The sequence below is a fragment of the Mesorhizobium sp. KR1-2 genome (assembly GCF_040045035.1).
Classification (GTDB): domain Bacteria; phylum Pseudomonadota; class Alphaproteobacteria; order Rhizobiales; family Rhizobiaceae; genus Pseudaminobacter.
In genome coordinates, this window is sequence record NZ_JBDZDS010000007.1 from 159,837 (window position 1) to 184,074 (window position 24,238).

Annotated in this window: 30 protein-coding genes and 2 tRNA genes; 17 read left to right on the forward strand and 15 right to left on the reverse strand. The window is 61.5% G+C overall.

Annotation, left to right across the window (positions count from 1 at the left end):
- Positions 1–4 precede the first annotated feature (4 nt).
- The 5 genes from ABLE85_RS15620 to repA form a co-directional block, all read right to left on the reverse strand.
- Entirely contained in the window at positions 5–523 is a 519-nt protein-coding gene (locus ABLE85_RS15620; protein WP_348793632.1) for an RES family NAD+ phosphorylase, read from the reverse strand.
- A complete protein-coding gene (locus ABLE85_RS15625) occupies positions 520–909 on the reverse strand; it encodes an MbcA/ParS/Xre antitoxin family protein (RefSeq protein WP_348793633.1) in 390 nt (129 codons plus the stop codon). The genes ABLE85_RS15620 and ABLE85_RS15625 overlap by 4 nt, the downstream gene beginning before the upstream one ends.
- A gap of 119 nt (positions 910–1,028) precedes the next feature.
- Complete coding sequence (gene repC, locus ABLE85_RS15630; protein ID WP_348793634.1) at positions 1,029–2,237, reverse strand: plasmid replication protein RepC; 1,209 nt, start codon at positions 2,235–2,237, stop codon at positions 1,029–1,031.
- A gap of 155 nt (positions 2,238–2,392) precedes the next feature.
- Positions 2,393–3,412, reverse strand: a complete 1,020-nt coding sequence (gene repB, locus ABLE85_RS15635; protein WP_348793635.1) for a plasmid partitioning protein RepB — start codon at positions 3,410–3,412, stop codon at positions 2,393–2,395.
- Entirely contained in the window at positions 3,409–4,590 is a 1,182-nt protein-coding gene (repA, locus tag ABLE85_RS15640) for a plasmid partitioning protein RepA (RefSeq protein ID WP_348793636.1), read from the reverse strand. Before repA ends, repB begins: the two co-directional genes overlap by 4 nt.
- A 1,503-nt stretch (positions 4,591–6,093) precedes the next feature.
- On the opposite strand from repA, the gene ABLE85_RS15645 reads away from it, so the two are divergent.
- Both ABLE85_RS15645 and ABLE85_RS15650 read left to right on the forward strand, forming a co-directional pair.
- Positions 6,094–6,495, forward strand: a complete 402-nt coding sequence (locus ABLE85_RS15645) for an AlpA family phage regulatory protein (RefSeq protein ID WP_348793637.1) — start codon at positions 6,094–6,096, stop codon at positions 6,493–6,495.
- 57 nt (positions 6,496–6,552) lie between these two features.
- Positions 6,553–7,440 (forward strand): hypothetical protein, encoded by an 888-nt coding sequence (locus ABLE85_RS15650; protein WP_348793638.1) that lies wholly within the window; start codon positions 6,553–6,555, stop codon positions 7,438–7,440.
- Between the two features lie 375 nt (positions 7,441–7,815).
- Here the strand turns inward: ABLE85_RS15650 and ABLE85_RS15655 are convergent.
- From ABLE85_RS15655 to ABLE85_RS15700, 10 genes are all read right to left on the reverse strand, one after another.
- Positions 7,816–7,891 (reverse strand) — tRNA-Phe (locus ABLE85_RS15655).
- 477 nt (positions 7,892–8,368) lie between these two features.
- Complete coding sequence (gene yacG, locus ABLE85_RS15660) at positions 8,369–8,566, reverse strand: DNA gyrase inhibitor YacG (protein WP_348793639.1); 198 nt, start codon at positions 8,564–8,566, stop codon at positions 8,369–8,371.
- On the reverse strand, positions 8,563–9,192 hold the full coding sequence (locus tag ABLE85_RS15665; RefSeq protein ID WP_348793640.1) for a Maf-like protein: 630 nt from the start codon (positions 9,190–9,192) through the stop codon (positions 8,563–8,565). Before ABLE85_RS15665 ends, yacG begins: the two co-directional genes overlap by 4 nt.
- Positions 9,193–9,227: 35 nt before the next feature.
- Positions 9,228–9,446, reverse strand: coding sequence for a translation initiation factor IF-1 (gene infA / locus ABLE85_RS15670; RefSeq protein ID WP_008838549.1), 219 nt, complete (start codon positions 9,444–9,446; stop codon positions 9,228–9,230).
- 91 nt (positions 9,447–9,537) lie between these two features.
- Positions 9,538–9,999 carry a low molecular weight phosphatase family protein gene (locus tag ABLE85_RS15675; RefSeq protein ID WP_348793740.1) on the reverse strand — a complete coding sequence of 154 codons (462 nt, stop codon included), beginning with the start codon at positions 9,997–9,999 and terminating at the stop codon, positions 9,538–9,540.
- Positions 9,987–10,472 carry a UPF0262 family protein gene (locus ABLE85_RS15680; RefSeq protein WP_348793641.1) on the reverse strand — a complete coding sequence of 162 codons (486 nt, stop codon included), beginning with the start codon at positions 10,470–10,472 and terminating at the stop codon, positions 9,987–9,989. Before ABLE85_RS15680 ends, ABLE85_RS15675 begins: the two co-directional genes overlap by 13 nt.
- Before the next feature lie 8 nt (positions 10,473–10,480).
- Positions 10,481–11,773, reverse strand: a complete 1,293-nt coding sequence (gene hisD / locus ABLE85_RS15685) for a histidinol dehydrogenase (RefSeq protein WP_348793642.1) — start codon at positions 11,771–11,773, stop codon at positions 10,481–10,483.
- Positions 11,774–11,791: 18 nt separating this feature from the next.
- On the reverse strand, positions 11,792–12,226 hold the full coding sequence (locus ABLE85_RS15690) for a DUF2948 family protein (protein ID WP_348793643.1): 435 nt from the start codon (positions 12,224–12,226) through the stop codon (positions 11,792–11,794).
- Positions 12,227–12,323: 97 nt separating this feature from the next.
- Positions 12,324–13,619, reverse strand: coding sequence for a UDP-N-acetylglucosamine 1-carboxyvinyltransferase (murA, locus tag ABLE85_RS15695; protein WP_348793644.1), 1,296 nt, complete (start codon positions 13,617–13,619; stop codon positions 12,324–12,326).
- A 130-nt stretch (positions 13,620–13,749) separates the two neighbouring features.
- Positions 13,750–13,929 (reverse strand): hypothetical protein, encoded by a 180-nt coding sequence (locus ABLE85_RS15700; RefSeq protein ID WP_348793645.1) that lies wholly within the window; start codon positions 13,927–13,929, stop codon positions 13,750–13,752.
- A gap of 160 nt (positions 13,930–14,089) precedes the next feature.
- Here ABLE85_RS15700 and ABLE85_RS15705 point away from each other — a divergent pair.
- The 15 genes from ABLE85_RS15705 to ABLE85_RS15775 all read left to right on the forward strand — a co-directional run bounded on the left by ABLE85_RS15705 (position 14,090) and on the right by ABLE85_RS15775 (position 24,233).
- Positions 14,090–14,164, forward strand: a tRNA-Thr gene (locus ABLE85_RS15705).
- A 93-nt stretch (positions 14,165–14,257) separates the two neighbouring features.
- Positions 14,258–15,844, forward strand: coding sequence for a hypothetical protein (locus ABLE85_RS15710; RefSeq protein ID WP_348793646.1), 1,587 nt, complete (start codon positions 14,258–14,260; stop codon positions 15,842–15,844).
- 102 nt (positions 15,845–15,946) lie between these two features.
- Entirely contained in the window at positions 15,947–17,173 is a 1,227-nt protein-coding gene (locus ABLE85_RS15715; RefSeq protein WP_348793647.1) for a phage portal protein, read from the forward strand.
- Between the two features lie 73 nt (positions 17,174–17,246).
- The gene (locus ABLE85_RS15720; protein ID WP_348793648.1) at positions 17,247–17,648 is read left to right on the forward strand and encodes a gene transfer agent family protein; all 402 of its coding nucleotides are present in this window, start codon (positions 17,247–17,249) and stop codon (positions 17,646–17,648) included.
- Positions 17,645–19,165 carry a phage major capsid protein gene (locus tag ABLE85_RS15725; RefSeq protein WP_348793649.1) on the forward strand — a complete coding sequence of 507 codons (1,521 nt, stop codon included), beginning with the start codon at positions 17,645–17,647 and terminating at the stop codon, positions 19,163–19,165. The genes ABLE85_RS15720 and ABLE85_RS15725 overlap by 4 nt, the downstream gene beginning before the upstream one ends.
- A 5-nt stretch (positions 19,166–19,170) precedes the next feature.
- Positions 19,171–19,791, forward strand: a complete 621-nt coding sequence (locus ABLE85_RS15730) for a hypothetical protein (RefSeq protein ID WP_348793650.1) — start codon at positions 19,171–19,173, stop codon at positions 19,789–19,791.
- The gene (locus ABLE85_RS15735) at positions 19,791–20,153 is read left to right on the forward strand and encodes an HNH endonuclease (RefSeq protein ID WP_348793651.1); all 363 of its coding nucleotides are present in this window, start codon (positions 19,791–19,793) and stop codon (positions 20,151–20,153) included. Before ABLE85_RS15730 ends, ABLE85_RS15735 begins: the two co-directional genes overlap by 1 nt.
- Complete coding sequence (locus ABLE85_RS15740) at positions 20,150–20,524, forward strand: hypothetical protein (RefSeq protein WP_348793652.1); 375 nt, start codon at positions 20,150–20,152, stop codon at positions 20,522–20,524. The genes ABLE85_RS15735 and ABLE85_RS15740 overlap by 4 nt, the downstream gene beginning before the upstream one ends.
- The gene (locus ABLE85_RS15745; RefSeq protein ID WP_348793653.1) at positions 20,521–20,778 is read left to right on the forward strand and encodes a hypothetical protein; all 258 of its coding nucleotides are present in this window, start codon (positions 20,521–20,523) and stop codon (positions 20,776–20,778) included. The genes ABLE85_RS15740 and ABLE85_RS15745 overlap by 4 nt, the downstream gene beginning before the upstream one ends.
- Positions 20,775–21,089 carry a head-tail connector protein gene (locus ABLE85_RS15750; protein WP_348793654.1) on the forward strand — a complete coding sequence of 105 codons (315 nt, stop codon included), beginning with the start codon at positions 20,775–20,777 and terminating at the stop codon, positions 21,087–21,089. The genes ABLE85_RS15745 and ABLE85_RS15750 overlap by 4 nt, the downstream gene beginning before the upstream one ends.
- Entirely contained in the window at positions 21,079–21,495 is a 417-nt protein-coding gene (locus ABLE85_RS15755; protein ID WP_348793655.1) for an HK97-gp10 family putative phage morphogenesis protein, read from the forward strand. Before ABLE85_RS15750 ends, ABLE85_RS15755 begins: the two co-directional genes overlap by 11 nt.
- On the forward strand, positions 21,492–21,905 hold the full coding sequence (locus tag ABLE85_RS15760) for a DUF3168 domain-containing protein (RefSeq protein ID WP_348793656.1): 414 nt from the start codon (positions 21,492–21,494) through the stop codon (positions 21,903–21,905). Before ABLE85_RS15755 ends, ABLE85_RS15760 begins: the two co-directional genes overlap by 4 nt.
- Positions 21,902–22,219: a phage head closure protein gene (locus tag ABLE85_RS15765; protein WP_348793741.1), complete on the forward strand. Its 318-nt coding sequence runs from the start codon at positions 21,902–21,904 to the stop codon at positions 22,217–22,219. The genes ABLE85_RS15760 and ABLE85_RS15765 overlap by 4 nt, the downstream gene beginning before the upstream one ends.
- Entirely contained in the window at positions 22,216–22,605 is a 390-nt protein-coding gene (locus ABLE85_RS15770) for a P27 family phage terminase small subunit (RefSeq protein WP_348793657.1), read from the forward strand. Before ABLE85_RS15765 ends, ABLE85_RS15770 begins: the two co-directional genes overlap by 4 nt.
- On the forward strand, positions 22,605–24,233 hold the full coding sequence (locus ABLE85_RS15775; RefSeq protein WP_348793658.1) for a terminase TerL endonuclease subunit: 1,629 nt from the start codon (positions 22,605–22,607) through the stop codon (positions 24,231–24,233). Before ABLE85_RS15770 ends, ABLE85_RS15775 begins: the two co-directional genes overlap by 1 nt.
- The last annotated feature ends 5 nt before the right edge of the window (positions 24,234–24,238 follow it).

Below are 24,238 nucleotides of genomic sequence, written 5' to 3' on the forward strand. Positions count from 1 at the left end.
GGCCTTAACGCCAGGACAGCTGATCTTTCGGCAACCGCCCGCTTGGATCGATGACTGTCACGCGATGTGGCAGGTCGGCCCCCCATTTCCAGAGAACGAGGTTGTTGTCCGCCGCTTCCGCGCCCGGCGCAAAGCTGGGCACCAGAATGCCGGCCATGTTTTGAGCGATCAACCGGTCGTGGATCGACCAGGAACGCGGTCGCTCGCCCTCTGCCAGATCGAACATCCAGGCACATTCCATCTCGTCGATGGAGATCTTGGCTTCCGCCCTGCCCTGTTCCGTCGTGAGATCGACGATGTTCTCGCAATCGACTTCGTAGGAGCACAGGACGCACGGATCCATGCGGTGCGCCAATCCCTGAGTGACCTCCTTGATCGCCGTCATGATGCTCAATCCGAGATACAATGCCGGCACACCCTTGGGGTTGAAACGGGCCCCCCTAATCGCGGCGCCCTCACCGGATATCGGCTTGAACGACCATTTTGGATCATGCGCACGATAGCAGGTGCCGACAAACCTCAAGCGAAGCCCCCGAGGGCCATGTGATCAAGGTAGTCTCGCACGGCAGCAGCCTTGCCGTCCTTCACAAGCGCCTCCGCAGTGCGACCGCCAAAGGCCGGCAAAGGTTGAGCCCGATACCAGGCCATCGCCTGCTCCTTGCCACCTGCCCAGACGGTTATCCGGCTGATGATCTCGAGCATCTCGCGAAGGCGGCTCTGCGTCTTGGCGGCACGACTGCGTTCTGAACGATACAACGCCTCCCGGGCCAGCCCAGCTGTTTCGGCCACCTGGCTTTTCGACATGCCGAACCCGGTCGCCACCCGATCAATGGCGATCTTGCCGGCCTGATCCATATAGGACAACACAAGCGGCTCGTTGGACGGCGGCAGCTTCAACGCGTGGGCCATTTGCATTCACCTGTCATATTTATCGACGTGCTTTCTGTGCAAAGTATATGGCGAACCGCTTCGCACCACAATCCCTTGTCGTGTCCCGCGTTCCGCCCGCGCCGACCCGGTTTGCAGTGTCATCCCGCCATCCTCACTGAGCTGCCGGCAGCCTTCAACGCCGCCATCAACATAGGCCCGACGGAAAACTCGCCTGCCCTGGCCTTATCGGTGAGAACGCGCAGATAGCCGCCGGCCGAGTTGATATGCTGCGCCCGTTGCAAGATGCAGGAAATGACGATCGCCGTGGTTTCCTGACCCATGGCCTCCAGCGCATCCGCGTAGGCCGATGGGCTGATCCCCAGATAGCCGCGCACTTGGGCTGCAGTTGCCATCAGGTCGCGCCAGTCCCCAATTCCGTCGACCGCATAATCAGCAATTTCCGGACAGGCTTTCAGCACCAATGCCAGAGGATACCCTTTCGGCGGCTCTGCCGTTTTGTTTCTGGGTGCAAGCGTCGCCCCGCTTCTTTTCGAAGCAGGTTCAAGTTCAAAAATGGAGTCGGTATTTGAATTAGAATGCTGCCGCTCATTTCGGGATTCATTGCCGCTCGGGTATGCAGAATTCTTATGGTTTTCCAACAGCATATCCACTTCTTCACGAAGTGTGGCCAGCTCGCCGACGACGGCCTCCAGTTCGGCGAGCGGGGCGCGGCGGGGAATGGCTTCCACGATCGCACGGAAACGGCTCCAAAGTGTTCCCCAATCCCCCGGAATCCTCTCTTCTAGGGCCAAATCGATCAGCTTGCCGATATCGCGTCTGTGAAGCGTGATCCGTTCTCTCATAAGCCTGAGAGCCGCGCTGTCCGCACGGGTCTGTTCCGCCGCTGCAGCGAACTCGTCGGCACGGGCAAGCAATGGGGCAAGGGAGAAGCCGAAAGCCTCCTCGATGTCCCCTCCCCTGCCCTTGCGGGCGTATCGCTTGCCATTCGGGCTGTCGCGTCGCGTGATCAGGCCACAGTCCACCAGCGCGGCCAGATGACGGCGAAGGGTTGCATCGGCCATCCCATGGGCGCGCAGTGAGAGCTGCGTGTTCGACGGGAAAACGATCAGGCCGTTTTCCTCCGACAGTTCGCTGTCGGGATAAAAGGACAACAGCCCGCTCAGAACGGCCAGCGAGCGATCGCCGATGCCGATGATTGTCTTGGCCTCGCACAGCCAACGATAAAGTTGCCACTTGTCCACGGCCTTGCCAGGCTCGATCTGGCGTGAATCGATCTGATTTGCCAGCATGGCGAGCGACATCGGCCTCGCCCCGAAGGGCGTGGTTACAGCAGTCCCCACATTCATTTTCTTCGCCTTTCAATGAGGCAAAAGAAATCCACTCGCCGAACCGACGCTGCGACTCTTGACAGTGATTCGTGGAAATGCGATTCTCAACTTGCTTAAGGTTAGAGAGAGGCTTCCACGGCGTGCCGTTCGGGGGCCTTTTTCTTTTGCGGCTTCTAGTCTCCTATTGGTGTTCTCCCAGACTTTCTGAATGCCTCGTAGAGGTCGTCCAGATTCTCGGAAATCCATGTACCGAAGCGGTTCCCGTGCGATTCGCTTACCGCGAGCGTCACCGCTTTCCCCGTCTGCTTGACGGTTACGCTTACTGACTTGTCCACCGGAGCCCAGGTCTTGGAGGCAGGCTTTACCGCCTTCTGCTTCACAGCTCCGTCCGACTCCGCTGCCAGTTCCGACAGCAGAAGATTGAAACGCTCATCCGAGCCCGCCCTGCGGAACCTGTCCTCCCGGACAAGATCCGCTGCGCGGGAGGCATTGCCATCAAGCATGTATCGCCGGACGAAATCCTCCCAGCGGCCTCGCCCGATGCCAGGTGCGGCGCCGATCGCCAGGAGTATTTCCTTCGGCACGGACGACGCGATCTTGATCATCTCCGATACGTGCGACTTTCCGGTCGACAGCGAAGCGCAGATGGTTTCCCGCCGATATCCGGCCGCCTCCTGAGCAAGCGCGAAGGAGCACTTCTCGATGAAGGAGAGGTCTTCGCGGGCAGAGTTCTCCTCGCCCTGGAATATGACGGCTTGTTCGTCGGTGAGTTCGCGAACGGCGGCCTTGAATTTCAGGCCCAACTTCTTCGCCGCGGCCAGCCTGCGGCGGCCGTAAACGATCTGGAACGTGCCGGCCCGACCGGGCACCGGTCGCACCAGGCCGGGAACGATCTGCCCCCTCTCCCGCATGGAGTCCGTAAGCTCGGCGATGACCGCGTCGTCATAGGCGCCTTCGAAGCGGTCATGGATGACGGACGGAAGGATCTGATCGGGATCGAGCTCCACGATCTGCTCGCCATCCTTGAGCAGCCTTTCGGCCAGCTCGCTCCGTTCCTGCATCTGGCGGACGCCGGCAGCGACCTTCAACAAATGCGGCGACGAGCTCTTCGGTGCCGGGGTCGGAAGCGTTTCGTCGGTCCCGAGTTGCCCCAGAACCGCGGCGAACATGCCCTTCGAATCCTTGCGGCTCATTGTTCACGCCCCCAAGCTGCAGTGATGAGGGCTTCGATCTCGGCGTTGGCCGCGTTGATCGATTCAATCGCCCGATCATATGTCTTAGGCGCCGAGAAACGCGCTCTCTGCACTTCGTACAGGCTTTGCTTCCAGGTCAGCGCGTCGGCAACGGCCGTGGACTTGATGACCGCGTTCAGCAGCAGGTCCGTGCCGAAAACCTGACGCATGAGCGCCTGCATATTGGCTTGCGGGTGGTCGTTCGGCTCAAACTTGGTGATCAGGAACTTGGCGAAGTCCCATTGGGCGCCCGCACCCGCCTCGTCCAGGATCTGCATGTAGGAGGCGGCCAACTCGAGAAACTTGCCCGTCGAGTCCACGTCCAGCATATGCGCGGGAACCGGAATCAGGACGCCTGTCGCCGCGGTGAGCGAGGAAAGCGTCAGGAAGTTAAGCGACGGCGCGCAGTCGAGCAGAATGACATCATAGTCATCGGCGATCTGTTCAAGCGCCTGGGACACCCGCAACAGGAAGCCCGTTCCGCCTGTCTTCCTCATTTCGATGGCAACGGCGGTTTCGAATTCGGTCAGCTCGAGCCCCGCGCAGATCACATCGAAACCCGCGATGTGCGTCTGATGGATAATCTCCCGGGTCGGGATCGGCTCATCAAAGCGGATCGACGAATAGAGCGTGTCCCCTTCCCTGTAGTCGAAGCCGGGCAGCGCGCCATGAAGGCCGGTCAGCGACGCCTGGGGATCCATGTCCACCGCAAGCACGCGATAGCCGCGCAAGGCAAGCCAATGTCCGAGATGGATCGTCGTCGACGTCTTCGAGGATCCGCCCTTGAAATTGGTGACCGCAATGATCTGGCACTCCTCGCCCGGAACGCGGCGGGGATTGATCGACTTCTTCCGGCCCTTTTCGGCAAGGTGGATCCTGAGGTCGAGTATCTGGTCGAGCGTATAGAGCCGCCTGCCATTCGGGGTGACCTCGGGCTCGGGCCCCTGCCCCTTCAACGACACCTGACGGATATAGGCCTCCGTCACGCCTAGGAGGGCGGCGACTTCCGACGAGGCGAACTTCCGCATCGTCCGCTTTGCATCCGGCGGATATTGTGCAAGCGCCAGATTGTTCAGCGCCGTCTCGAGCTTGTTCGAGAATGTCTGCATGAACTGCAGACTGCTTAGATTTCTAGTCACCCGATTCTCTCCGTGCCCCAACACCCTTTTGAGAAAGCATCGGATTGGTTAACAGCTTGCTAACGATGCCCTGACTACGCAAAATCGCGATATTTCGATTTTTTTCCGTAGCTATTTTGCTAATCCGATTCGGGATGCTTGGGCAAATGAGGCCGGGGATAAGAGTTCCCAGCTGGGAACTTCCTGTCAGCCACCCTGCCGAGTTCCCTGCTGGGAACCAGTTCTTCAGAACCCGCCCTCCATCGGCAGAAGGGCTTGGATCCAAGCGCAGTCCCAGGCATACGTAAAGGGAGGTAAGCGGCCCGAAGGTCGCGAGGCAAGTGCTGCGACGAGCGGTGCCATCTCCACAATGCTCGCATCCGAGCGCAGCGAAAAATTCGAGAAAGGTCATTGCGGCAGCGCACGGCATGAACCAACCCCTCTCGGCCCCTCGGGTTATCAAGGCTTCGTTGTCGCTTGCGTGCTCTGATGAGAACTTGACCGACCGTATATCCCCCCCAAAAAAAAGTCCCGCCCTCCAGCCAGGCGGAGGGGGACGATTTCCTTGTCACGTCAGCCGGGGTGGAAGTAGGTGCAACGCGGCCGCGTCGCAAACGTTTCCCTACCGTTTGCTGGATTTCAAATGCATTGCCCCGCTTCGAGAGAGGGTATGATCGCGGGTTTCATCCTGCTCTCGGAGACAAGGTTCGTTCCTAGCGTCGCTCGATCCTCACACCTCACCATCGTGGCTGTCTCGGCCCAGGCCTCACCCATCCTGAGAACGCGAGCAGTGCCGTCTCGACGCGGCGCACCTCCCTCGTCGCCACGCCGGTTTCCACCGCCTGGCCATTTCAGAACCAAGCAAGACGGGCTTGCCCTTCCGACACGCTCATCCCGCTTGACGCCCTTTGTCCGCCCTGTCGATGCCCTTGCCCCGTTCGTTGGCCTCCACATTCGCATCGCCGGCCGTCGCCTAGAGACTGCCTTTGGGACTCACCGCCCATCGACGCCACCGCAGCGCCATCAAACGAAACATGGCCCACCTCCACGACTAACCGGATCATCACTCGTGTTGCCGTGGCGCCGATGCGACCATTCCCGGATCTTGACCATTCCCGAGAAGTTCCTTCTGTCACCCTTGGCTAAAACCAGGTGTCTGTGACAGCAGTGATAGCTAGCGGGAAGGCTGCGCAGCAGCCATGCGCCGATCGCCTTCGCCGAATCCGGTTGACCCCCGGGGCGACAAGCATCGCGACATCGCTGATCTGCTGAATCGAGCCGGCATGTCCAAAATCCGATCTGAAACTCTTCACGAGGGCCAGGGGATTCGAAAGACGGATCAGTCGCGCCACCGACGCATCCCGATCATGTATCGGACAAGGCAGTAGGCGAGGGGCATCCCTCCCAAAGCAGCCGGGAAATTCCTCGCCCTTGCTCATTCGATGCACTCCAATATCTCGAGGTGTTTGGTTATGGCGCGGGAATTGTAATGCGATCTATTGAGATACTCCTGCCGTCAATCAGGTGGCCGCAATCTTTGGCGTGGCCACGTCATCAATCTGGAGGTGGGTGACGCAGGGCGTATTGCCAAAGCCAATGAGGCTTGGTGGCCGCACCAGATGGGTTGAGGCCGAAATCCGAGCCGTGATTGAGCGGGAAAAGGCTACCCGCACCAAGACTGCACCCCGCCAACGAACAGCACCGGCCGAGAAGCGCGCCCGCGTGCGGCTAGACGACGTTTGGTGCGCCATGACCAGCATGAGCAACAGCGAGAAGGCCGCGCGCGTGGCCGTGAGACCCGGCTTCACCGTACCCGGCGTTGGCGTGTTCAGGACGACGTTTGACCAGATCATAATTTCCGCGCACGTGGACAAGGCTGGACTGGAGAGGGCCCTGCCGATCGAGGAACTGAAAGCGTGCGGCTAAGCTTTCAACCATGAAAAGGTCAAGCGCAAGCGCAGCACCCGTATTAGGTTGATCTGTTTGCCCGACAAGCAGCCGCTGAAGCTGTTGAAACGGTATGAGCGCCACCTTGGCAACTACTGGGTTACGAGCGCCGAGATTGCTACCGACGACTACAATTGCGGCAACGACCTGAGCCGAGCGAGGGCAAAGCGCGCGGCGCTGTTCAAGGTCATGGGGAAGCGCAATCAACAACAGGGCTACCTCACAGCCATCGACCGCGACAAGAACGGCAACCAGCGCACGCCAACTCAGCTAGAACGCCGTGGCCTCATAGACAACGATTTCACCATCTATTTCGAGGACGACGGCGCTGACCTTGGCCTGAAGGTATACCTTCGTCGCGAGAAGCTGGCCAACGAGCGGCACGGTGACATTGGCTGCCACATCGAGTTCACCTTGGCGAGGAACCGATCCGTAAGATTGCATTTGGGCGGCGATCAGCTCGATGACTTGATCAATGCGAACCTGCCAGCATTCTTCAAACGCCAAATATTCCTTGAGGAAGTAGACTTTGAGCGCCTTGGCTATTTGTTCAGCCCGGAGACCGGGCAGAGACCGAAGCGGGCGGACAAGCGGAAAACAGCGTCATGGACAGCCCGCCAAATGGACGACACAGCATACCGTGCGAGGCGAGTTGCGCATCATGTAGTCAAGGTGCTTGGCGACGCCGATTGGGTGAACCCGCCTCACCGGGGCGAGGACATTCGGCACACTTCACCGGCCCATATTACAGGGCTGCTGCGCCGCTACTACAACGGGCCGCTGGATCAGCGTCAGCTGCTCGCGCGCCGCCTTGCCGCGATTGCCATCCAGAAATCCGTCGAGTTGAACCTGCCATGGCCCGCTCTTGGGCTTCGGTTGCCGCTCGCGCTCGTAGGAGAACGGCGTCTTGTCGGCAAAGTCTGATTGTGCCCGTGCATTAGAACAAGCTGAACAAGGACGAGCAGGCTGTAGCTGTTTATCTAAATAGCGAAGAATCCCTGAAATGGTACACTGCATCGTCGTCCGCCACCAATACGGTTTGCAGGGTTGGAAGCGAGTCAATGTCTATCCGGATTTCATTTTCGCGATTTCTTCGAAACAAAAGCTATCCAGAATATTTGCGCTAGGACCAAGGATGGCCATTCGACAACCTGCGGACCTGCCTCGAGGAAACATCACCGCGTTGAGATGCAGTGAGACAAGCGCACCCAACCAAGCGCCTTGGGTGGATCAGAAGGTGGATGCTGATCTGACGAATTCTAGCATCTAACTGAAAACAAATAACTTTCAGGAAATAAATGGTGCCCAGAGGCGGATTCGAACCACCGACACGCGGATTTTCAATCCGCTGCTCTACCAACTGAGCTATCTGGGCCTGTTGCGAGAACAAGGAATAATCCTCGTTTTCTGCGTCGTCAGAAGCTTGGCAACCCCTGAAAACGGGTGGGTTATAGCATGAGATTTTCGCCTGTCCAGCACTTGAGCGTCGATTGTTGAAAGAAATCGAGATTGACGTTCGCAGCGCGGGCGCAATCTGGCGAAGACCGGGGCGTCAGCACAAAAAATCGGGCGAAAACAAGAAATTGACGCTCCAACTGCGACGTCGAGAAGGCCTTGATCCGGCGTTGATCCGGGCAGGGAAGGGGCGACTTGGGCAAAAAATCTCTCGTCGGGCGGTGCAGGCCACCCGAATCTCGTGGTCGGATTCGATCGAGACGGAGAATCGCGCGCCTGGCGCCTTGTTTCTTGTCAGGCGCGGGCCGTGGCTCCCGAAAGCGCTATCGGAAGCAGGCGTCGGGTGAAGGAGGTTGATGGTCTCGAAATAAAGCGCGCTTGTGCCAGAGGCCAGGCGTCATTCCGGCTTGTCGTCGTCTTCCTCGTCGTCGCGCACGGGAATGACATAGCGACCCGAGAGCCAGCGGTTGAGGTCGACTTCCTTGCAGCGCAACGAGCAGAACGGATAGGTGTCGCGTGCCGACGGCTTGCCGCATTCGGGGCAGGCGCGCTTCGGCCGCAACGGCGTGACCTTGCCCGTGTCCTTGGTGCTCATGCGCGGGGCCCTGACAGCCAGCCGAAATGCACCTGAAAGCCTTCTGCGGTCAGAAGGCCGATGGTCTCGTACAGCGGCAGGCCAACGACATTGGTGTACGAGCCGACAAGCTTGACGACAAAACTTCCGGCAAGCCCCTGTACGGCATAGCCGCCGGCCTTGCCTCGCCACTCGCCCGAGGCGAGATAGCTTTCCAGTTCCTCGCGGCCCAGCCGCTTGAAGCGCACGCGCGTCTCCACCAGCCGCTGCCGGACCTTGCCGTCAGGCGTGATCAGGCAGACGCCGGAATAGACGCGGTGCGAGCGGCCCGAAAGGAGCCGGAGGCAGTTCGAAGCTTCGTCGACGAATTCTGCCTTCGGCAGGATACGACGGCCGACCGCGACCACCGTGTCGGCGGCCAGCACAAAGCTGCCGGAAAAATCCGACTCCGTCTTCAGCGAGGCGTGCGCCTTCTCGGCCTTGGCCTTGGACAATCTCTTGGCCAGCGAGCGAGGATGTTCGGCGCGCAGCGGAGTTTCGTCGACATCGGCAGGCAGCAGACGATCCGCCTCGACGCCCGCCTGCTGGAGAAGTTCGATCCGGCGCGGCGAAGCCGAGGCAAGCACAAGCTTCTGAAGTGCGGTCATCGGAAACCTGTCGGCTGAAGCAACGGCGAGCCGGCCTATTTGAAGCGATAGGTGATACGGCCCTTGCTCAGGTCGTACGGGGTCATCTCCACAAGAACCTTGTCGCCGGTCAGCACGCGGATGCGGTTCTTGCGCATGCGGCCGGCCGTATGAGCGATGATCTCGTGTTCGTTTTCGAGCTTTACGCGGAACATCGCATTCGGCAGCAGTTCCGTCACGGTGCCTGGAAACTCGAGGACTTCTTCCTTCGGCATTCTCTACCTTTGGTTAGGATTGCATTTCCGACATCGGGCCGGAATTTCGGCGGAACCTATATGATTATCGCCACTTTGTGAACACGCTTAATCATACACCTTTCGGCGTCATTTCTGGCGCGAACCGCGTGGCGATCCGCGCTTTCAACCGCTCACGCATGTCCCGGTAGGCGGCCATGATCTGGTCGCGGGTTCCACTTACGGTGGTAGGATCGGCAGTCGGCCAATATTCCACCTCAACGGCCATGGAGCGGGTAAGTTCCAGCGCCGCGTGGTGGGCCTCCGGGGCAAGCGTCACGATCAGGTCGAAATAGTCGTCTTCCAAGTCTTCCATCGTGCGCGGCTGGCGGTCGTTCAGCGACAGGCCTTCTTCGGCGAGGACCGCGTCGACGAACGGATCGCGCTCGCCCACGCGCACGCCGGCCGAGGCGATGAAAGTCTTGGGCGGCAGCATCCGACGGGCCAGAATCTCGGCCATGGGAGAGCGCACGACATTCATGCCGCACACGAACAGGATGGAGCGGGGCAGGGTAGTCAGGGCTAACCCCGCCAGTGCAGCACGCAGACCAGCGTGAAAACGCGGCGTGCCGTGTTGAAATCGATGTCGATCTTCCCGGAGAGGCGGTCCTGCAGTGTCTGTGAACCCTCGTTGTGCAGCCCCCTGCGGCCCATGTCGATCGCCTCGATCTGGCTTGGGCTGGCGGTGCGGATAGCCTCGTAATAGCTTTCGCAGATCATGAAGTAGTCCTTCACGATCCGCCGGAACGGCGTCAGCGACAGTATGTGCGTCACCACCTGCTCGCCGTTCTCGCGCGTAACCGCGAAGACCAGTTTCGAATCGATCAGCGACAATTTGAGCCGGTAGGGGCCGTTGCCCTCGTCGTTTGCCGGCTGGAAACTGTTCTCCTCGATCAGGTCGAAGATCGCCACCGCCCGCTCATGCTCGATGTCGGGCGTCGAGCGGCCAATCGATTCGTCGAGCTCGACGTCGATCAGTCTTGAGCGATAGCGGTCGAGATGGTGCATCCCTCGCTCTACAGGTTCAGGCGGATGGCGACGGAGCGCCCATGCGCGTCCAGCCCCTCCGCCTTGGCAAGCGCAATCGCGGCCGGCGCCAGCGCCCGGAGCTGCTCCGGCCCCAGCTTCAGAATCGAGCTGCGCTTCATGAAGTCGAGCACGTTCAGGCCCGACGAGAAGCGGGCCGAGCGCGCGGTCGGTAAAACGTGGTTCGGGCCGCCGACATAGTCGCCGATCACCTCCGGCGTGTGGCGGCCAAGGAAGATCGAGCCGGCGTTGCGGATCTGCGGCAGCATGGCCTCCGGATCGGCGACCGCAAGCTCCAGGTGCTCGGCGGCGATGCGATTGGCCAGCGGGATCGCCTCGTTCAGATTCTCGACGAGGATCACGGCGCCGAAATCGCGCCAGCTCGCGGCAGCGGTTTCGCCGCGCGGCAGCGATTCGAGCTGGCGCTGCACGGCCTCCTCCACCGCCACGGCGAAGACCGCGTCGTCGGTGACGAGGATGGACTGGGCGGAGGCGTCGTGTTCGGCCTGCGCCAGAAGATCGGCGGCGATCCAGTCGGGATCGTTGTCGCCGTCGGCGATGACGAGCACCTCGGAAGGGCCGGCGATCATGTCTATGCCGACGGTGCCGAATACCTGCCGCTTGGCGGCAGCGACATAGGCGTTGCCGGGGCCGACGATCTTGGCCACGGGGCGAATCGTCTCGGTGCCGTAGGCCAGCGCCGCGACGGCCTGGGCGCCGCCGACGCGATAGATCTCGGTGATGCCGGCAAGATCGGCCGCAACCAGCACCAGCGGGTTGATGACGCCGCCCGAGGCAGGCACCACCATGACGATGCGTTCGACGCCGGCAACGCGCGCCGGCATGGCATTCATCAGCACGGAGCTTGGATAGCTGGCGGTGCCGCCGGGCACGTAGAGACCGACCGCCTCAACGGCTGTCCAGCGCGAGCCGAGCTCGACGCCGATCGCGTCGACATAGCGGTCGTCGCTGGGGCGCTGGCGCTCGTGGTGCGAGCGGATACGGTCGCGGGCGAAGGTCAGCGCCTCGACGGTGGCGGGATCGGCGTCGCGGTAGGCCTGCTCGATGTCTTCACGGGAAACCGCAATGCCCAGAGCGTCGAGGTCGGCGCGGTCGAATTTGCGCGTGTAGTCGACAAGCGCCTTGTCGCCATGTTCGCGGACGGTGGCGATGATGTCGCGCACCACGGCCTCCACATCGGGCGAGGTTTCGCGCTTGGTGGTCAGAAACGCCGCGAAACGGGTCTCGAAATCGGTGTCGGATGTGCGGAGCGTGATGGCCATGGGGAAATCGAAAACTCGTCAGACTTTGTGAATGGGGCGGGAACTGGCTTCCCAGGCGCCCGCCAGGTCGGCCAGGCGCGCCTCGATGCACTCGACTTTGAGGGCGATCGTGCCGCCTCCCGAAAAGTCGAGCTCGATGGTGCCGGCCGGCGATCCCTTTGCATGGAAGCGTATCGCCAGAAGCGACAGCACTTCATCCGGCTTTTCGCGCGGAATTCCAATGGATTTAACGGCGAGTACGCGGTTGAAGTCCAGCACGCTCTTGCGTCGCTGGTAACGCGGCTTGAAGAAGCCGCTCCTGGTTTCCCAGGCGAAACGGTTCATGGTCAGCATGAAGTGCTTGGCCACTGTCGAATATTCGAGGTCGCCAATCTTCAGCACGGCGTCCTGGACGTGCGCCGAAACGACATTCAGATCCTGTTCGTCGAGTGCGACGAGTTTTAGCTGGTCCATTCCGCGTCAGCGTCCGAGCGAAGGGCGTCGATCTTGTGTTATGCGGTCTTTGCCGCCCGCGCAACCGAAACGCCATTCGACGGATGTGGATGCGCGTCTAGGACGAAATGCGCTCGATGATTGCGCCGCAGCCGGACAGCTTTTCCTCCAGCCGCTCGAAGCCGCGGTCGAGGTGGTAGACACGGTTGACGACGGTCTCGCCTTCGGCCGCCAGGCCTGCGATCACCAGCGACACCGAGGCGCGCAGGTCGGTCGCCATCACCGGAGCGCCCTTGAGCTTGGTGACGCCGTCGACGATCGCCGTCTGGCCGGCGAGCGTGATTCGCGCGCCGAGTCGGGCCAGCTCCTGCACATGCATGAAGCGGTTCTCGAAAATCGTCTCGGTGATCTTCGACTTGCCCTTGGCCATGGTCATCAGCCCCATGAACTGCGCCTGCAGGTCGGTCGGGAAGCCGGGGAAGGGTTCGGTCACCACGTCGACGGGATCGATGCCGACGCCGTTGCGGCGCACGCGGATGCCGTTTTCCACCGAGGTGATCTCGGTGCCGGTCTGGCCAAGCACGTTGAGCGCATTTTCGAGCAGGTCGATCCGCCCGCCCTCGAGCACCACGTCGCCGCCGGCCATGGCCACGGCCATGGCATAGGTGCCGGTCTCGATGCGGTCGGGGATAACCTGATGGCGCGCGCCCGACAGCGCCTCCACGCCCTGGATGGTGATGGTCGAGGTGCCAGCGCCGTAGATCTTGGCGCCCATCGCGATCAGGCATTCGGCGAGGTTCACCACCTCGGGCTCGCGCGCTGCGTTTTCCAGCACCGTCTCGCCGCGGGCGAGGGAGGCGGCCATCATCAGCACATGGGTGGCGCCGACCGAGACCTTGGGGAAGACGTAGCGGTTGCCCTGAAGCCGGTTGTTGGTCTTGGCTTTGGCGATGACGTAGCCATTGTCGACGTCGATGTCGGCGCCCAGCGCCTGCAGGCCATCGATGAACAGGTCGACCGGGCGCGTGCCGATGGCGCAGCCGCCGGGCAGCGACACCCGGGCCTCGCCCATGCGCGCCAGCAGCGGCCCGATCACCCAGAAGCTCGCCCGCATCTTGGACACCAGCTCGTAGGGGGCGGTGGTGTCGACGATCTGGCGGGCGGTGAAATTGATGGTCCGCGAATAGCCTTCGTGCTGGCGCTCGCGTCGGCCGTTGACCGAATAGTCGACGCCATGATTGCCGAGGATGCGGATGAGCTGCTCAACGTCGGCCAGATGCGGCACGTTCTCCAGCGTCAGCGTGTCGTCGGTCAGCAGCGACGCGATCATGAGAGGGAGAGCTGCGTTCTTGGCGCCCGAAATGGGAATGCGGCCTTCGAGATGGTTGCCGCCGACAATTCTGATGCGATCCATGCGAATCATTTCTCCGGGGAAATGCCCGGCTTTGTCTGATTTATCGTTGCGGTCCGTCTAGACCATGCTGAAATGCCGTTCAAGAACGGCTCATTCGACCGAAAGTTGCCGTCCGGCTAACGAAGATTCGTCATTTTCGTTCGTCCTTGCCCGCCGCCGATATTCCCTCCGGCCTGTCGTCGGGGTTTCCGGTGCGGCGTGAGCGGGCCTGCGCTTTTCGTTTCAGGAGATTCGCGCGTAACTCTTCCGCCAGACGTGCCTTCCGCTGTTCATGAGCCGTGGAAGGCGATTTGGTGTCTTTCGCAGTCATGGCGGCCGGCCCGAACGTGTCCCCTTGTTCGATCGTGAAGAGCGAACGACATACATATCATTGTGGCCGAGCCGTGTCCGGGAAAAAAGATCGCAAAGAAGCGTCAGACATAACTTGCACTATCGGAATTCCTGTGGCAGAAGTCCGCCGCACTCGGGGCGCTGCCGTAGCTCAGTGGTAGAGCACTCCCTTGGTAAGGGAGAGGTCGAGAGTTCAATCCTCTCTGGCAGCACCATTTCATCCCCTTGAAATCATTAGAACCCTTGACCCACAAGGCTTTCCGTCCATTCTGATGTTACAAAACACGTAACAAATCAGGTGGAAATCGATGGCCGGCAAAGTTCGGAATCTGCTCAATCGCGATGGGCGATATTTCGCCCGGCTGGTGATTCCGAAGGAGCTTCGGCCGTTCATGAACGGCAAAACCGAACTCCGAACCCCACTCGGCCCTGACTATCGCGAGGCTTTGAAGAAGCTGCCGGGCGCGGTTGCGCTGCTTCAGCATGAAATCAGCCTTGGCGAACGCCGGGCCGCCGAAGCCGGTGCGCGTGAGGTAACGATGGGCCGCTATCCCCTAGCGCCGGATCAAATCGCACTTCGCAACTATCAATCCCGGCTCGCCTTTGACGAGGAACTGCGCAACACCGATCCACGCTATGCTCGCCTCGGTCTGATAGATGACTTGCTGGTCGCAAAGCTTCGCGACGGCATGGCCGGCCGCTTGAGCGATTCGGAATTGGCCGAAGTCGTCGGTGGCCGAATCGAGCGCTTTCGCCGACTCGGCAACACCACGGCGGAAATTGGTTCCGAGGAATGGCGCACCTTGGCGCGCGCCATGTGCATTTCCGAATACGAGGCCCTATCCCGCGTTGCCGAACGCGACGAGGGCGACTTTACCGGCAAGCCGTCGCACCCGCTCATTGCGGAGGCCCAGCCGGTGGCCGATGAGTTGCCGCCCGTGCCACTTAAGGTCCTGCTAAATGACTACATCAAGAGCCGCGTAGCTATCGGCAAGGGCAGGGGAGCCGATAAGCGTTGGCAACCCGTCTTGCTCGACCTCATTGATTTCGTCGGCCACCAAGATGCCCGCCGTCTCACGAAACAAGATATCCTCGATTGGCGAGACGCGCGGCTAAAGACCCATTCGGCGAGCACCGTAAGCAAGGTGCATCTCGCATCGTTGCGCACGGTTCTGAAATGGGCAGTCGAGAACGACCGCTTGCCAATCAATGTCGCCGAAAAGGTCCGGCAGGAAGCCCCGAAGAAGCAGCTGGAGCGCGAGCAAGGTTTTACCGATAGCGAGGCCCTTGCGATCCTTCGCGCATCTCGCAGCTATCTTCCGGCCGTCCCTGACAATCCAGCGAACCGGGAAGCACCACAGACCACGGCAGCGAAGCAATGGGCACCGATCCTATGCGCCTTCACTGGCGCGCGCATCGCGGAGATCACCCAATTGCGCAAGCAGGACTTCCGCAAAGAGGGCGACACCCACGTTATGCGCATTACGCCGGCAGCGGGGACGGTGAAGGCCGGCGGCTATCGCGATGTCCCCTTGCATCCGCAATTGATCGACCTCGGCTTTGTGAAGTTTGTCGAGGCCGCAGCGGACGGGCCACTTTTCTATCCGCAGAAGAAAGGGAAAGACGCTCTTACGGCCGCGCAAACCATCGCCGGGCGCGTTAGCAAATGGCTTCAGACGCTCGAAGTGATCCCCGAAGGCGTGAGCCCTAACCATGGCTGGCGGCACCGCTTCAAGACCGTAGGCCGCGAGCAGGGGATTTCAGACCGCACCTTAGACGCCATCCAAGGCCATGCATCGAAGACGGCCGGCGACAACTACGGCGATGTGACGATTAAAGCGAAAAAGGCGGCGATAGACCGCCTTCCGCGCTACAAATTAGATCACAAAAAATGATCATTTTTCAATAAACCATCAATTTTACTTATTTTAGGGATTCACACCAGAATCAACCTGTGAGAGAATCTATTCAAGTTTTGTTCTCACAGGTTGTTTACGTTGCGTAATGGGTTCGGCCGCGTAGTTAAGGCCCTCGGCTTCGGATCGGAACAGAAGTCCATTTCTCTGTCCGATCCTGCCATCTTCGATTTGTTCGGCGTCGTGCCGTCCGCGTCCGGAGTCACCGTCTCGGCGACCACGGCCTTGCGCGTTCCGGCCGTCTTTCAGGCCGTGCGCCTGATTTCCGAAACCATCGGTTCCTTGCCGTGCAAGCTCTATCGCGAGGCAGGGGACAGTAAGGAAGCGGCCAAGGATCGCCCAGGCAATCGCCTTGTGCATAACTGGGCGAACCCTTGGACCAGCGCCGGGCAGCTTCGCGTTGACCTCACGGCCGACGCCCTTATGCACGGTGCGGGATATGCGCAGGTTGTGCGCGTCGGTAGCGACCAGCCGGCAGAACTTCACCGGCTCGCACCCGGCACTGTCCAGCCGCGTTTCGAGGATGACGGCGAACCCTATTACCTTGTGCAGCCTTCGAAGGGCCGGCAAGTGCGCCTGTCCTACCGCGACGTGCTCTATGTGCCGGCCTTCGGCGCAACCTCGCCGGTCACGCTCGGCAAGGATGCTATCGGCGTTGCCATGGTGCTTGAGCGCCATGCGTCCAAGTTCTTCGGTTCCGGCGCGCGCCCGTCCGGCACGCTGACCAATGACAAGCCGCAGGCCGGCGAGACGGGCGCGAACACCGCTGCCAACCTGCGCAAGTCTTGGCTTCGCTGGCAGTCCGATGCCAGCGGCGAACCGCTCATTCTGCCCGATGGTTGGAAGTATGACGCGCAGACGATGCCTAGCACCGATGCGCAGTTCATCGAGAACCGCCTTGAGCAGATCAACGAAATTGCCCGCATCTTCGGCGTGCCGCCGCACATGCTCTATCAGCTTGAGCGCGCGACTTGGAGCAACGCCGAACAGATGGCGGCGAGCTTCCTTCAGCTTTGCCTTCGGCCTTGGCTCGACCGCTGGCAGGACGCCTATGCGACCGTTCTTCTGACCGAAGACGAACAGGACGACCTCTATTTCGAATTCGTCATTGACGACCTTCAGCGCGCCGACGCGGCGGGCCGGGCGGAAATCTTCGGCAAGCTGGTCGCCATGCGCGCCATGACCCCGAACGAAGTCCGCGCCGCCATGAACCTGCCGGCCATCGAAGGCGGTGACGAGCTCGCCAATCCCTACACCACGACCACGACGACAGGGCCTGCCACGGTTCCGGCGAGGAAGGAAGCATGAAGACCTATGTTGCTATCGAAGCCGCTTGGCTGGCTTCGCTGATCTTGCTCGGCATCACGTTTGCGGTGTTGGCATGAAGCACACCGCCTTTTTCGGGGACGGCGAAAAGACGTTCGCCCTCCCTCTCGAACAGATTCTTGAGCTTCAGCGAAAGACCGGCGCGGGCATCGGTTCCCTTTGCCAGCGTATCCCCGAAGGCCATTTCCGGCTTGAGGAGGTTGTCGAGATTATCCGCCTTGCGCTGATCGGCGGCGGCAGCTCGCCGAAGGAAGCCGCCGACCTCGCCGACGCCTATGCCGCCAAGCGCCCGCTTGCTGAGTCCTTCCCGATTGCAGTCGCGCTCCTTCGTCTTGTCTGGCTCGGCGAGCCCGAACCCGACGCCCAGGACGATTTCCGACAGGCGGCAGCGACCGGCGAGGCCTCGGCAATCCTTCGCGCCCGTATCGCCGAAGCCTATGCGAAGGACGCGGAATGACCGACTTCCTTGAAATCAAGGCCGCGCTCACCGTCGATGATACCGGTGAGATTTCCGGCATCGCATGGCCGTTCGGTTCCCCGGATCGTGTCGGCGACGTGATCGAAAAGGGTGCGATCACCGCGCCCGCTACCATACCCATGCTGTTCGCGCATGACCAATCGCAGACCATCGGCGTTTGGGACACCATCACCGAAACGGCCGAAGGATTGACCGTCAAGGGTCGCTTGCTGGTCGAGGACGTTGAGCGCGCCCGCGAAGTCCGCGCCATGATCCGCGCAAAGGCCGTCACCGGCCTTTCCATCGGCTTTGTCACCAAGAACGCCAAGCCCCATCGCGGCGGCCGGACCATTACGGCGCTCGACCTTCACGAAATCTCAGTTGTCGCGGTCCCGTGCCATCCGGGCGCGCAAATCACTTCGATCAAAGCCGCCGATGGCACGGCAACCCAAAAGGAAAACCACATGGAAGATGAACTTGAGAATGCGCCGGCCGGCAACGCCGATCCGGTGATCGAAAAGAAGGATTTCGACGCCCTGAAGGCGCGAATGGACAAGCTGGAAGCGAAGGCCAATCGTCCCGTCGCCGCGAACAACAATCACCCGTCCGCCGACAATGACAACCTGAAGGCATTTGAAACCGAAGTCCGGCAGGCGCTTCTGGAGAAGAAGACGCTCACCGTCGCCGCGCCCGGCACCGCTGGCAATCTGGTTTGGGACGACTTCTCGACCACGATCCTTGAGAAGCTTCGGCCCGTTTCCCCGGTTCGGCAGCTTGCGAGCGTGGTTACTGTCGGCAGCGCGCTGTTTCAGATTCCGCGTCTGGTCAACCGCGTCCAGCCCGGCAGCGTGACGGAAGTGCAGGCGAAGCCGGAAAGCGAACCGTCGTTCGAGCAGATCGACGTGAAGAATTTCGCCATGGGCGTGATGACGCCTGTTTCGCGCACCGCCCTTGAGGATAGCGCCGTCAATCTCGGCGCGTTCCTTCAGGCCCATATCGCCGCCGAATTCGGCACGCTTGAAAACCAGTGGTTTGTGACCGGCAATGGCACCACGCAGGCGGAAGGCGTGCTGACCTCGACGGAAGTCGAGGACATCGAGGCGGCGGCAATCGACACGGATGCCCTGCTTGACGTGTTCTATGGCGTGAAGTCGGCCTATGCGCTGAATGGCGCTTGGCTCATGAACCGCAGGACCATGCGCGTGGTGCGCGGCCTTCGCGATAGCGACGGCAACCTGCTTTGGCAGCCCGGCCTTCAGGCAGGCCAGCCCGGCCTGTTGCTCGGCAAGCCGGTCTATGAATGCGATTACATGCCCGACGCCGAAGACGACGCCACGCCGATCATCTTCGGCGATTTCAATCGTGGCTATCTGATCACCGATCGCGTGGCCTTCGAACCTTTCGCCGACTACAACACCCGGTTCGGCGAGGACATTGTGGTCTTCGGTGGCCGGCGCCGCGTCGGTGGCAAGGTTGTGATGGGCGAAGCCCTGATCAAGCTGAAGATGGCGGCCTAATCGCCATGACTTTGCGGCCCGCATATGACGAGATCACGCTTGCGCTCGGTTCCTGGTCCGTGCGCTTGCGCCCGTCTTTGCGGGCCGCGTCCCATTTCGCGCGAGAAGATGGTTTTGCCAATCTCGCGCAGCGCCTTGCCGAATTCCATCTCGGCACCATCCGCGAGTTGATCACCGTCGCGGCCATTGACCGGCAGCAGGCGACCGCTTTCCTAGACCAGATCGGCCGCACGCCCCTGAAGATCGTCGCCGAAACCGTCGGCCCGCAGATTGCCGCCCTTGTCACTGGTTTCGCCCCGGCACCCGATGACGACGCCAAGGCCGACCATAGCGGCAAGCCGATGCCGTGGCCGAAGGTCTACCGCGAGCTTTACCGCAAGGCGACCGGCTGGCTTGGCTGGACGCCGGAAGCAGCGTGGAACGCCACGCCGACCGAAATCATGGAAGCCGTCGCGGGCCTATTCGAGAAGCTGAAGGCCCTTCACGGCACGTCCGATAAGGAAGCCAACGACAAGCAGCCGGACCCCGAACAGGCCGCCCGCAACATTGCGGAAGGTCTTGACCCTGAATTTGACCGGGCCGGCCTTCGCGCCCTCAAGGCCAAGATTGCAGGAGGGAAGCGCTAATGTCCCGTCCGCCGCATTTGTGTTCCTGTGGCCTTATCGTCGCCTACGGCGCGCGTTGCGTGTGCCAGATCACGGCAACTCGCGAGCGTAACCGTCGCCATGATGCGCGCCGGCCGTCTGCTCGCGAACGTGGTTACGATCACCGTTGGGAGTGCGAGCGCACCGCCTACCTCGCCGCGCATCCTACTTGCCGGCGTTGCGGCAACCCGGCAACCATCGTCCACCATATCATTGCGCACCGTGGCGACCGCTCGCTGTTCTGGAACCGTAGCAACTGGATGCCGGTATGCCAGCCCTGCCACGATGGACCTATCCAGCGGCAGGAACGTGCGCGCGAACGCACCCGGAGGCCGCGCCCATGACGCCCGCCGAACGTGCCCGCCTTATCGATAAGCAGGAATTCGAGGCCGAATGCCGCGCCGTCCGCGAGCGTGTCTATGCCCGGCTCGACGCCAAGCGCACGGCAGACCGCGCCCATGTGCAGGGCACCATGGCAATCCCTGTCGAGCCCGCATTCGTCAAGCGGCCTGCCGAAGCCAAGCCGGCAGCACCGACGCCGCCCCACATGCCTAAGCGTGTCGGACAGCCTCACACCGTTGCCGGCCGCTCCCTCACGCGCCGTCAATGGGCGGAAGAACTCGGCATCACCTACAACGCCATCAATCAGATGGTTCACCGCTTCGGGAGCGTCGAGGCCGTTGTGATCCGCCGTTTAGGAGGATGCGACCAGTGACCCGCCTCTATGAATTCCGTGGCACCCGCTACCTGCTTCGCGAGCTTTCCGAACTGTCCGGCGTCGAGCGCAACGTGATCCGCGCGCGCCTTGATGATGGCTGGACCCTTGAGCAGGCGCTTTGCATCCCGACCGTGAAGCAGCGCAGGGCGGGGGTGGTCTTCAATTTCCCGCCCTTCGAGGGGACCGGCGCGGGGAGGGCCGCGCAAGAGATTCCCGAAATAACTTTTTCAGAACAGGCCGAAAACGCATGAGCATCGTTAGCCTTTCGCTCGCCAAAGCTCACCTCAATATCGATGGAACGGCCGACGATGAGCTTATTTCGCTCTATATCGATGCGGCCGAAGCCCAGCTTTCCAATCACATCGGCAAGCCGCTTGCCGACATCGATCCGCTGCCCGGCGACCTGAAGCTCGCGGTGCTGAAGCTGGTCGCCTTCCACTATGAGCAGCGCGAGGCCGTTGGCTTCGGCGTGACCATGCAGCTTGCGCCTTACAGCGTGATGAGCATCGCCGACGCCTACCGGGAAAGCTGGTTTGGGGAGGCCGTAACCGATGGCGTCTAACGGCCTGAAGGAAACGCTCGCGGCCATGGAGCGTGTGAAGCAGGCGGCCAAGGAAGCCGCCATGAAGCAGCTTATCAAGGGCGCGCATGAGGTTGCCGCCGTCCAGAAGCAGCTTGCGCCGAAGGATACCGGCGCACTTGCCGATAGCATCGCCGTCACCGAACCCGGCCAGACGACCTCGCCTTACTCCCAGCCGGGCGGCTCGACCGTGGCCGGTGAAAATCAGGTGATCGTCACGGTTGGCAACAGTGAGGTGCGGTATCCGCACCTAGTCGAGCATGGCACTTCGGAGACGGAAGCTCAGCCGTTCTTTTTCACCGGCTATCGCCTGCTTAAGGGCAAGGTGACGCGCAGCACCGCCAGCGCCTTCGGCCGCACCGCCCGAAGGGAGTGGAACCGGCAATGATTGAACCGACCCTTGCCCTTCAGACTGCTATCCGCGCCGCGCTCATTGCCACGCCGGCCGTGGCCGCGCTTGTAGAGCCTGCCAACATCCGGGCCGGCTCGACGCGGCCGGGTGATACGCCTTGCATCATCATGGCGAACGGCACCACGGCCTTGCACGGCCACGACTACACCGCCCAGCGGGCCGCATGGGTAAACCTCGACCTTCATATCTGGACCCTCGACGCCGGGGAGGATGCCGCGAAGGAAATCGCCTTCGCCGTGTCCAATGCCCTCGACAAGCGCTTGAGGGTAGAGGGCGGCTATTGCGATCATTTCCGCGTCACCAACGCCATATATCCGCGCGACCCCGACCCGGCCTATGGGCATGGCGTCTTGTCGGTCGAAGCCCTGATTAGGTGGCTGGTATGATCCGCGCCGGCAAGCTCGACCGCTCCATTGTCATTGAACGCAAAACCGAAACCGTTTCGGAAACGGGCGCGGTTGTCTCGGCCTGGCTGAATATTGCCACGGTGCGCGCGGAGATCGTGACGCAATCCACGGCTGAATTTCTCACCGGCTTCGGCGAGGCCGAAAACGGCACCATCGTCTTCCGCACCCGCTACCTCGCCGGTATCACCACGGCCGACCGCGTGTCCTATGCCGGCAAGGTCTATGACCTGAAGGAAATCACCGAAATCGGCCGGCGGCGCGGCCTTGAGCTTCGCGCGGTGGGCGTATCGTGACCCACCTTCGCGGCGTCAAGCCGGCACTGTCCCCGGATCGTGAAGCGCTCACCAAGGCACCGCCCGCGCCGAAGTGGTTCACCGACCATGCGCGCGCGGAATGGAAGCGCGTCGTGCCGCAGCTGATCGCCCGGCGCATCGTTACGAAGGCCGATCTTGCCGGCGTCGAAGCTTATTGTGCGGCCTTTGGCGCTGCTTTCCAGATCGGCGAGCATCAAAAGACCTTGCCCTTGCCCGACCTGAAGCTTGCCGGCCTGCAAATCCGCTACATGCAGACGGCCCGGCAGCTTGCCGCCGAATACGGCCTTACGCCTACGTCGCGGGCTCGCGTCGGTGCTGCCGGCACCGATGACGATGACGACGATAACCCGCTCGCGGTGACGTGATGGCGAGCACCTATCCCGCATGGCTGTTTGACGGCAGTCCGATTGACGACCCGCTTAAGCACGGCGAGCGGGCGGTGCGCTTCCTTCGCCTTCTGAAGCATTCCGCGAGCACCGCGCCGAAGCACGCCTTGCAGCTTATCGAGTGGCAGGAACGGATTATCCGCCGCATTTACGGCCCGCGCGATGAAGACGGCGAGCGCGTCGTGCGCGAGGTATTTTTCTACATTCCCCGCGGGAACAGGAAGACCAGCCTCACCGCGGCGTTGTCGCTGCTTCACCTGCTTGGCCCGGAGAAGGTTCCGAACGGGCAGATTATCTTTGCGGCTTCCGACCGCGAGCAGGCCGGCATCGGCTTCAGGGAAGCGGCCGGCATGGTCGAGATGGACAAGCGCCTTGTCGCCGCGACCCGCATCTATGACCCTCACGCCGGTATTCGGACCATCAAGAGCAAGCTCGACGGCTCGACTCTTCGTGCCGTGTCGTCGGACGGCAAGGCCCAGCACGGCACCACGCCGACCTTTGTTCTCGCCGATGAAATCCACATTTGGAAGGGCCGTGACCTTTGGGAAGCGCTTCAGTCCGGCATGGCGAAGCGGAAGGGCGGCTTGACCGTTGTCGCCACCACGGCCGGCCGTGGCAACGAAAGCCTTGCGGCCGAACGCTATAACTATGCGCGCGCCGTTGCCCTTGGCGAGATCGACAACCCGGCGTTCCTGCCGATAATGTTCGAGATCGGCAGCGATGAGGATTGGCGGGATGAAGCCGTTTGGCATCGTTATAACCCCGGCCTGAAGCACGGTTTCCACGACATCAAAAAGTTGCGTTCGGACGCGGCCGAAGCACAGGCGAACCCGGCGAAGGCATTCGAGTTTCAGCAGTTCCACCTTAACCGCTGGTTTGGGAACAGCCGCGACCCGCTTTTCGACATGGCGACCTATGACGCCGGCAAGATCCCGCTCGACCTCTCCGACATGGAAAACCTGCCGTGCTTTATCGGTGTCGATATGTCGGTTAACGGCGACCTGACCGCCGTTGTCGCGGCGTGGCGCAACCCGGATGGCACCATCGCCGTGCATCCGTGGTTTTACGTTCCCGCTGCCAACGATAACGACTTGAAGGGGCGCGCGACCCGCGACGGCGTGCCCTATGAGCAGTGGCGCGACGATGGCCTGATTACGGTGATCGAAGGGCCGGTGATCCAGCCCGAAGCCGTCGAGGTCCATATCCGCGAGCTTTGCGCCACCTATGACGTGCGCGAGATCGCCTTTGACCCGCACCTAGCCCGCATGACGATGCAGCGCCTTCATGATGACGGCTTGCCGGCCATCGAATTCAGACAGGGGCCGCTTACCATGGGGCCGGCAATCGGCACCCTTGAGCGCGTCGTGAACGGCCGGGCACTTCGCCACAACGGGCACCCCGTCCTTCGCCATCACTTCGATAGCGTCGTGGCATCCCGTAACGACACCGGCCTTGTGCGGATGCACAAGGGCAAGAAGACCGACCGTATCGACGGTGCTGTTGCTGCCGTCATGGCCGTGGCGCGCGCCGCCGCGAACGATAACCGCAAGTCCTTCCTCGACATGGACCCCGACGAACTCGACCGGCTCATGGCCGAAGCAGCATAGGAATT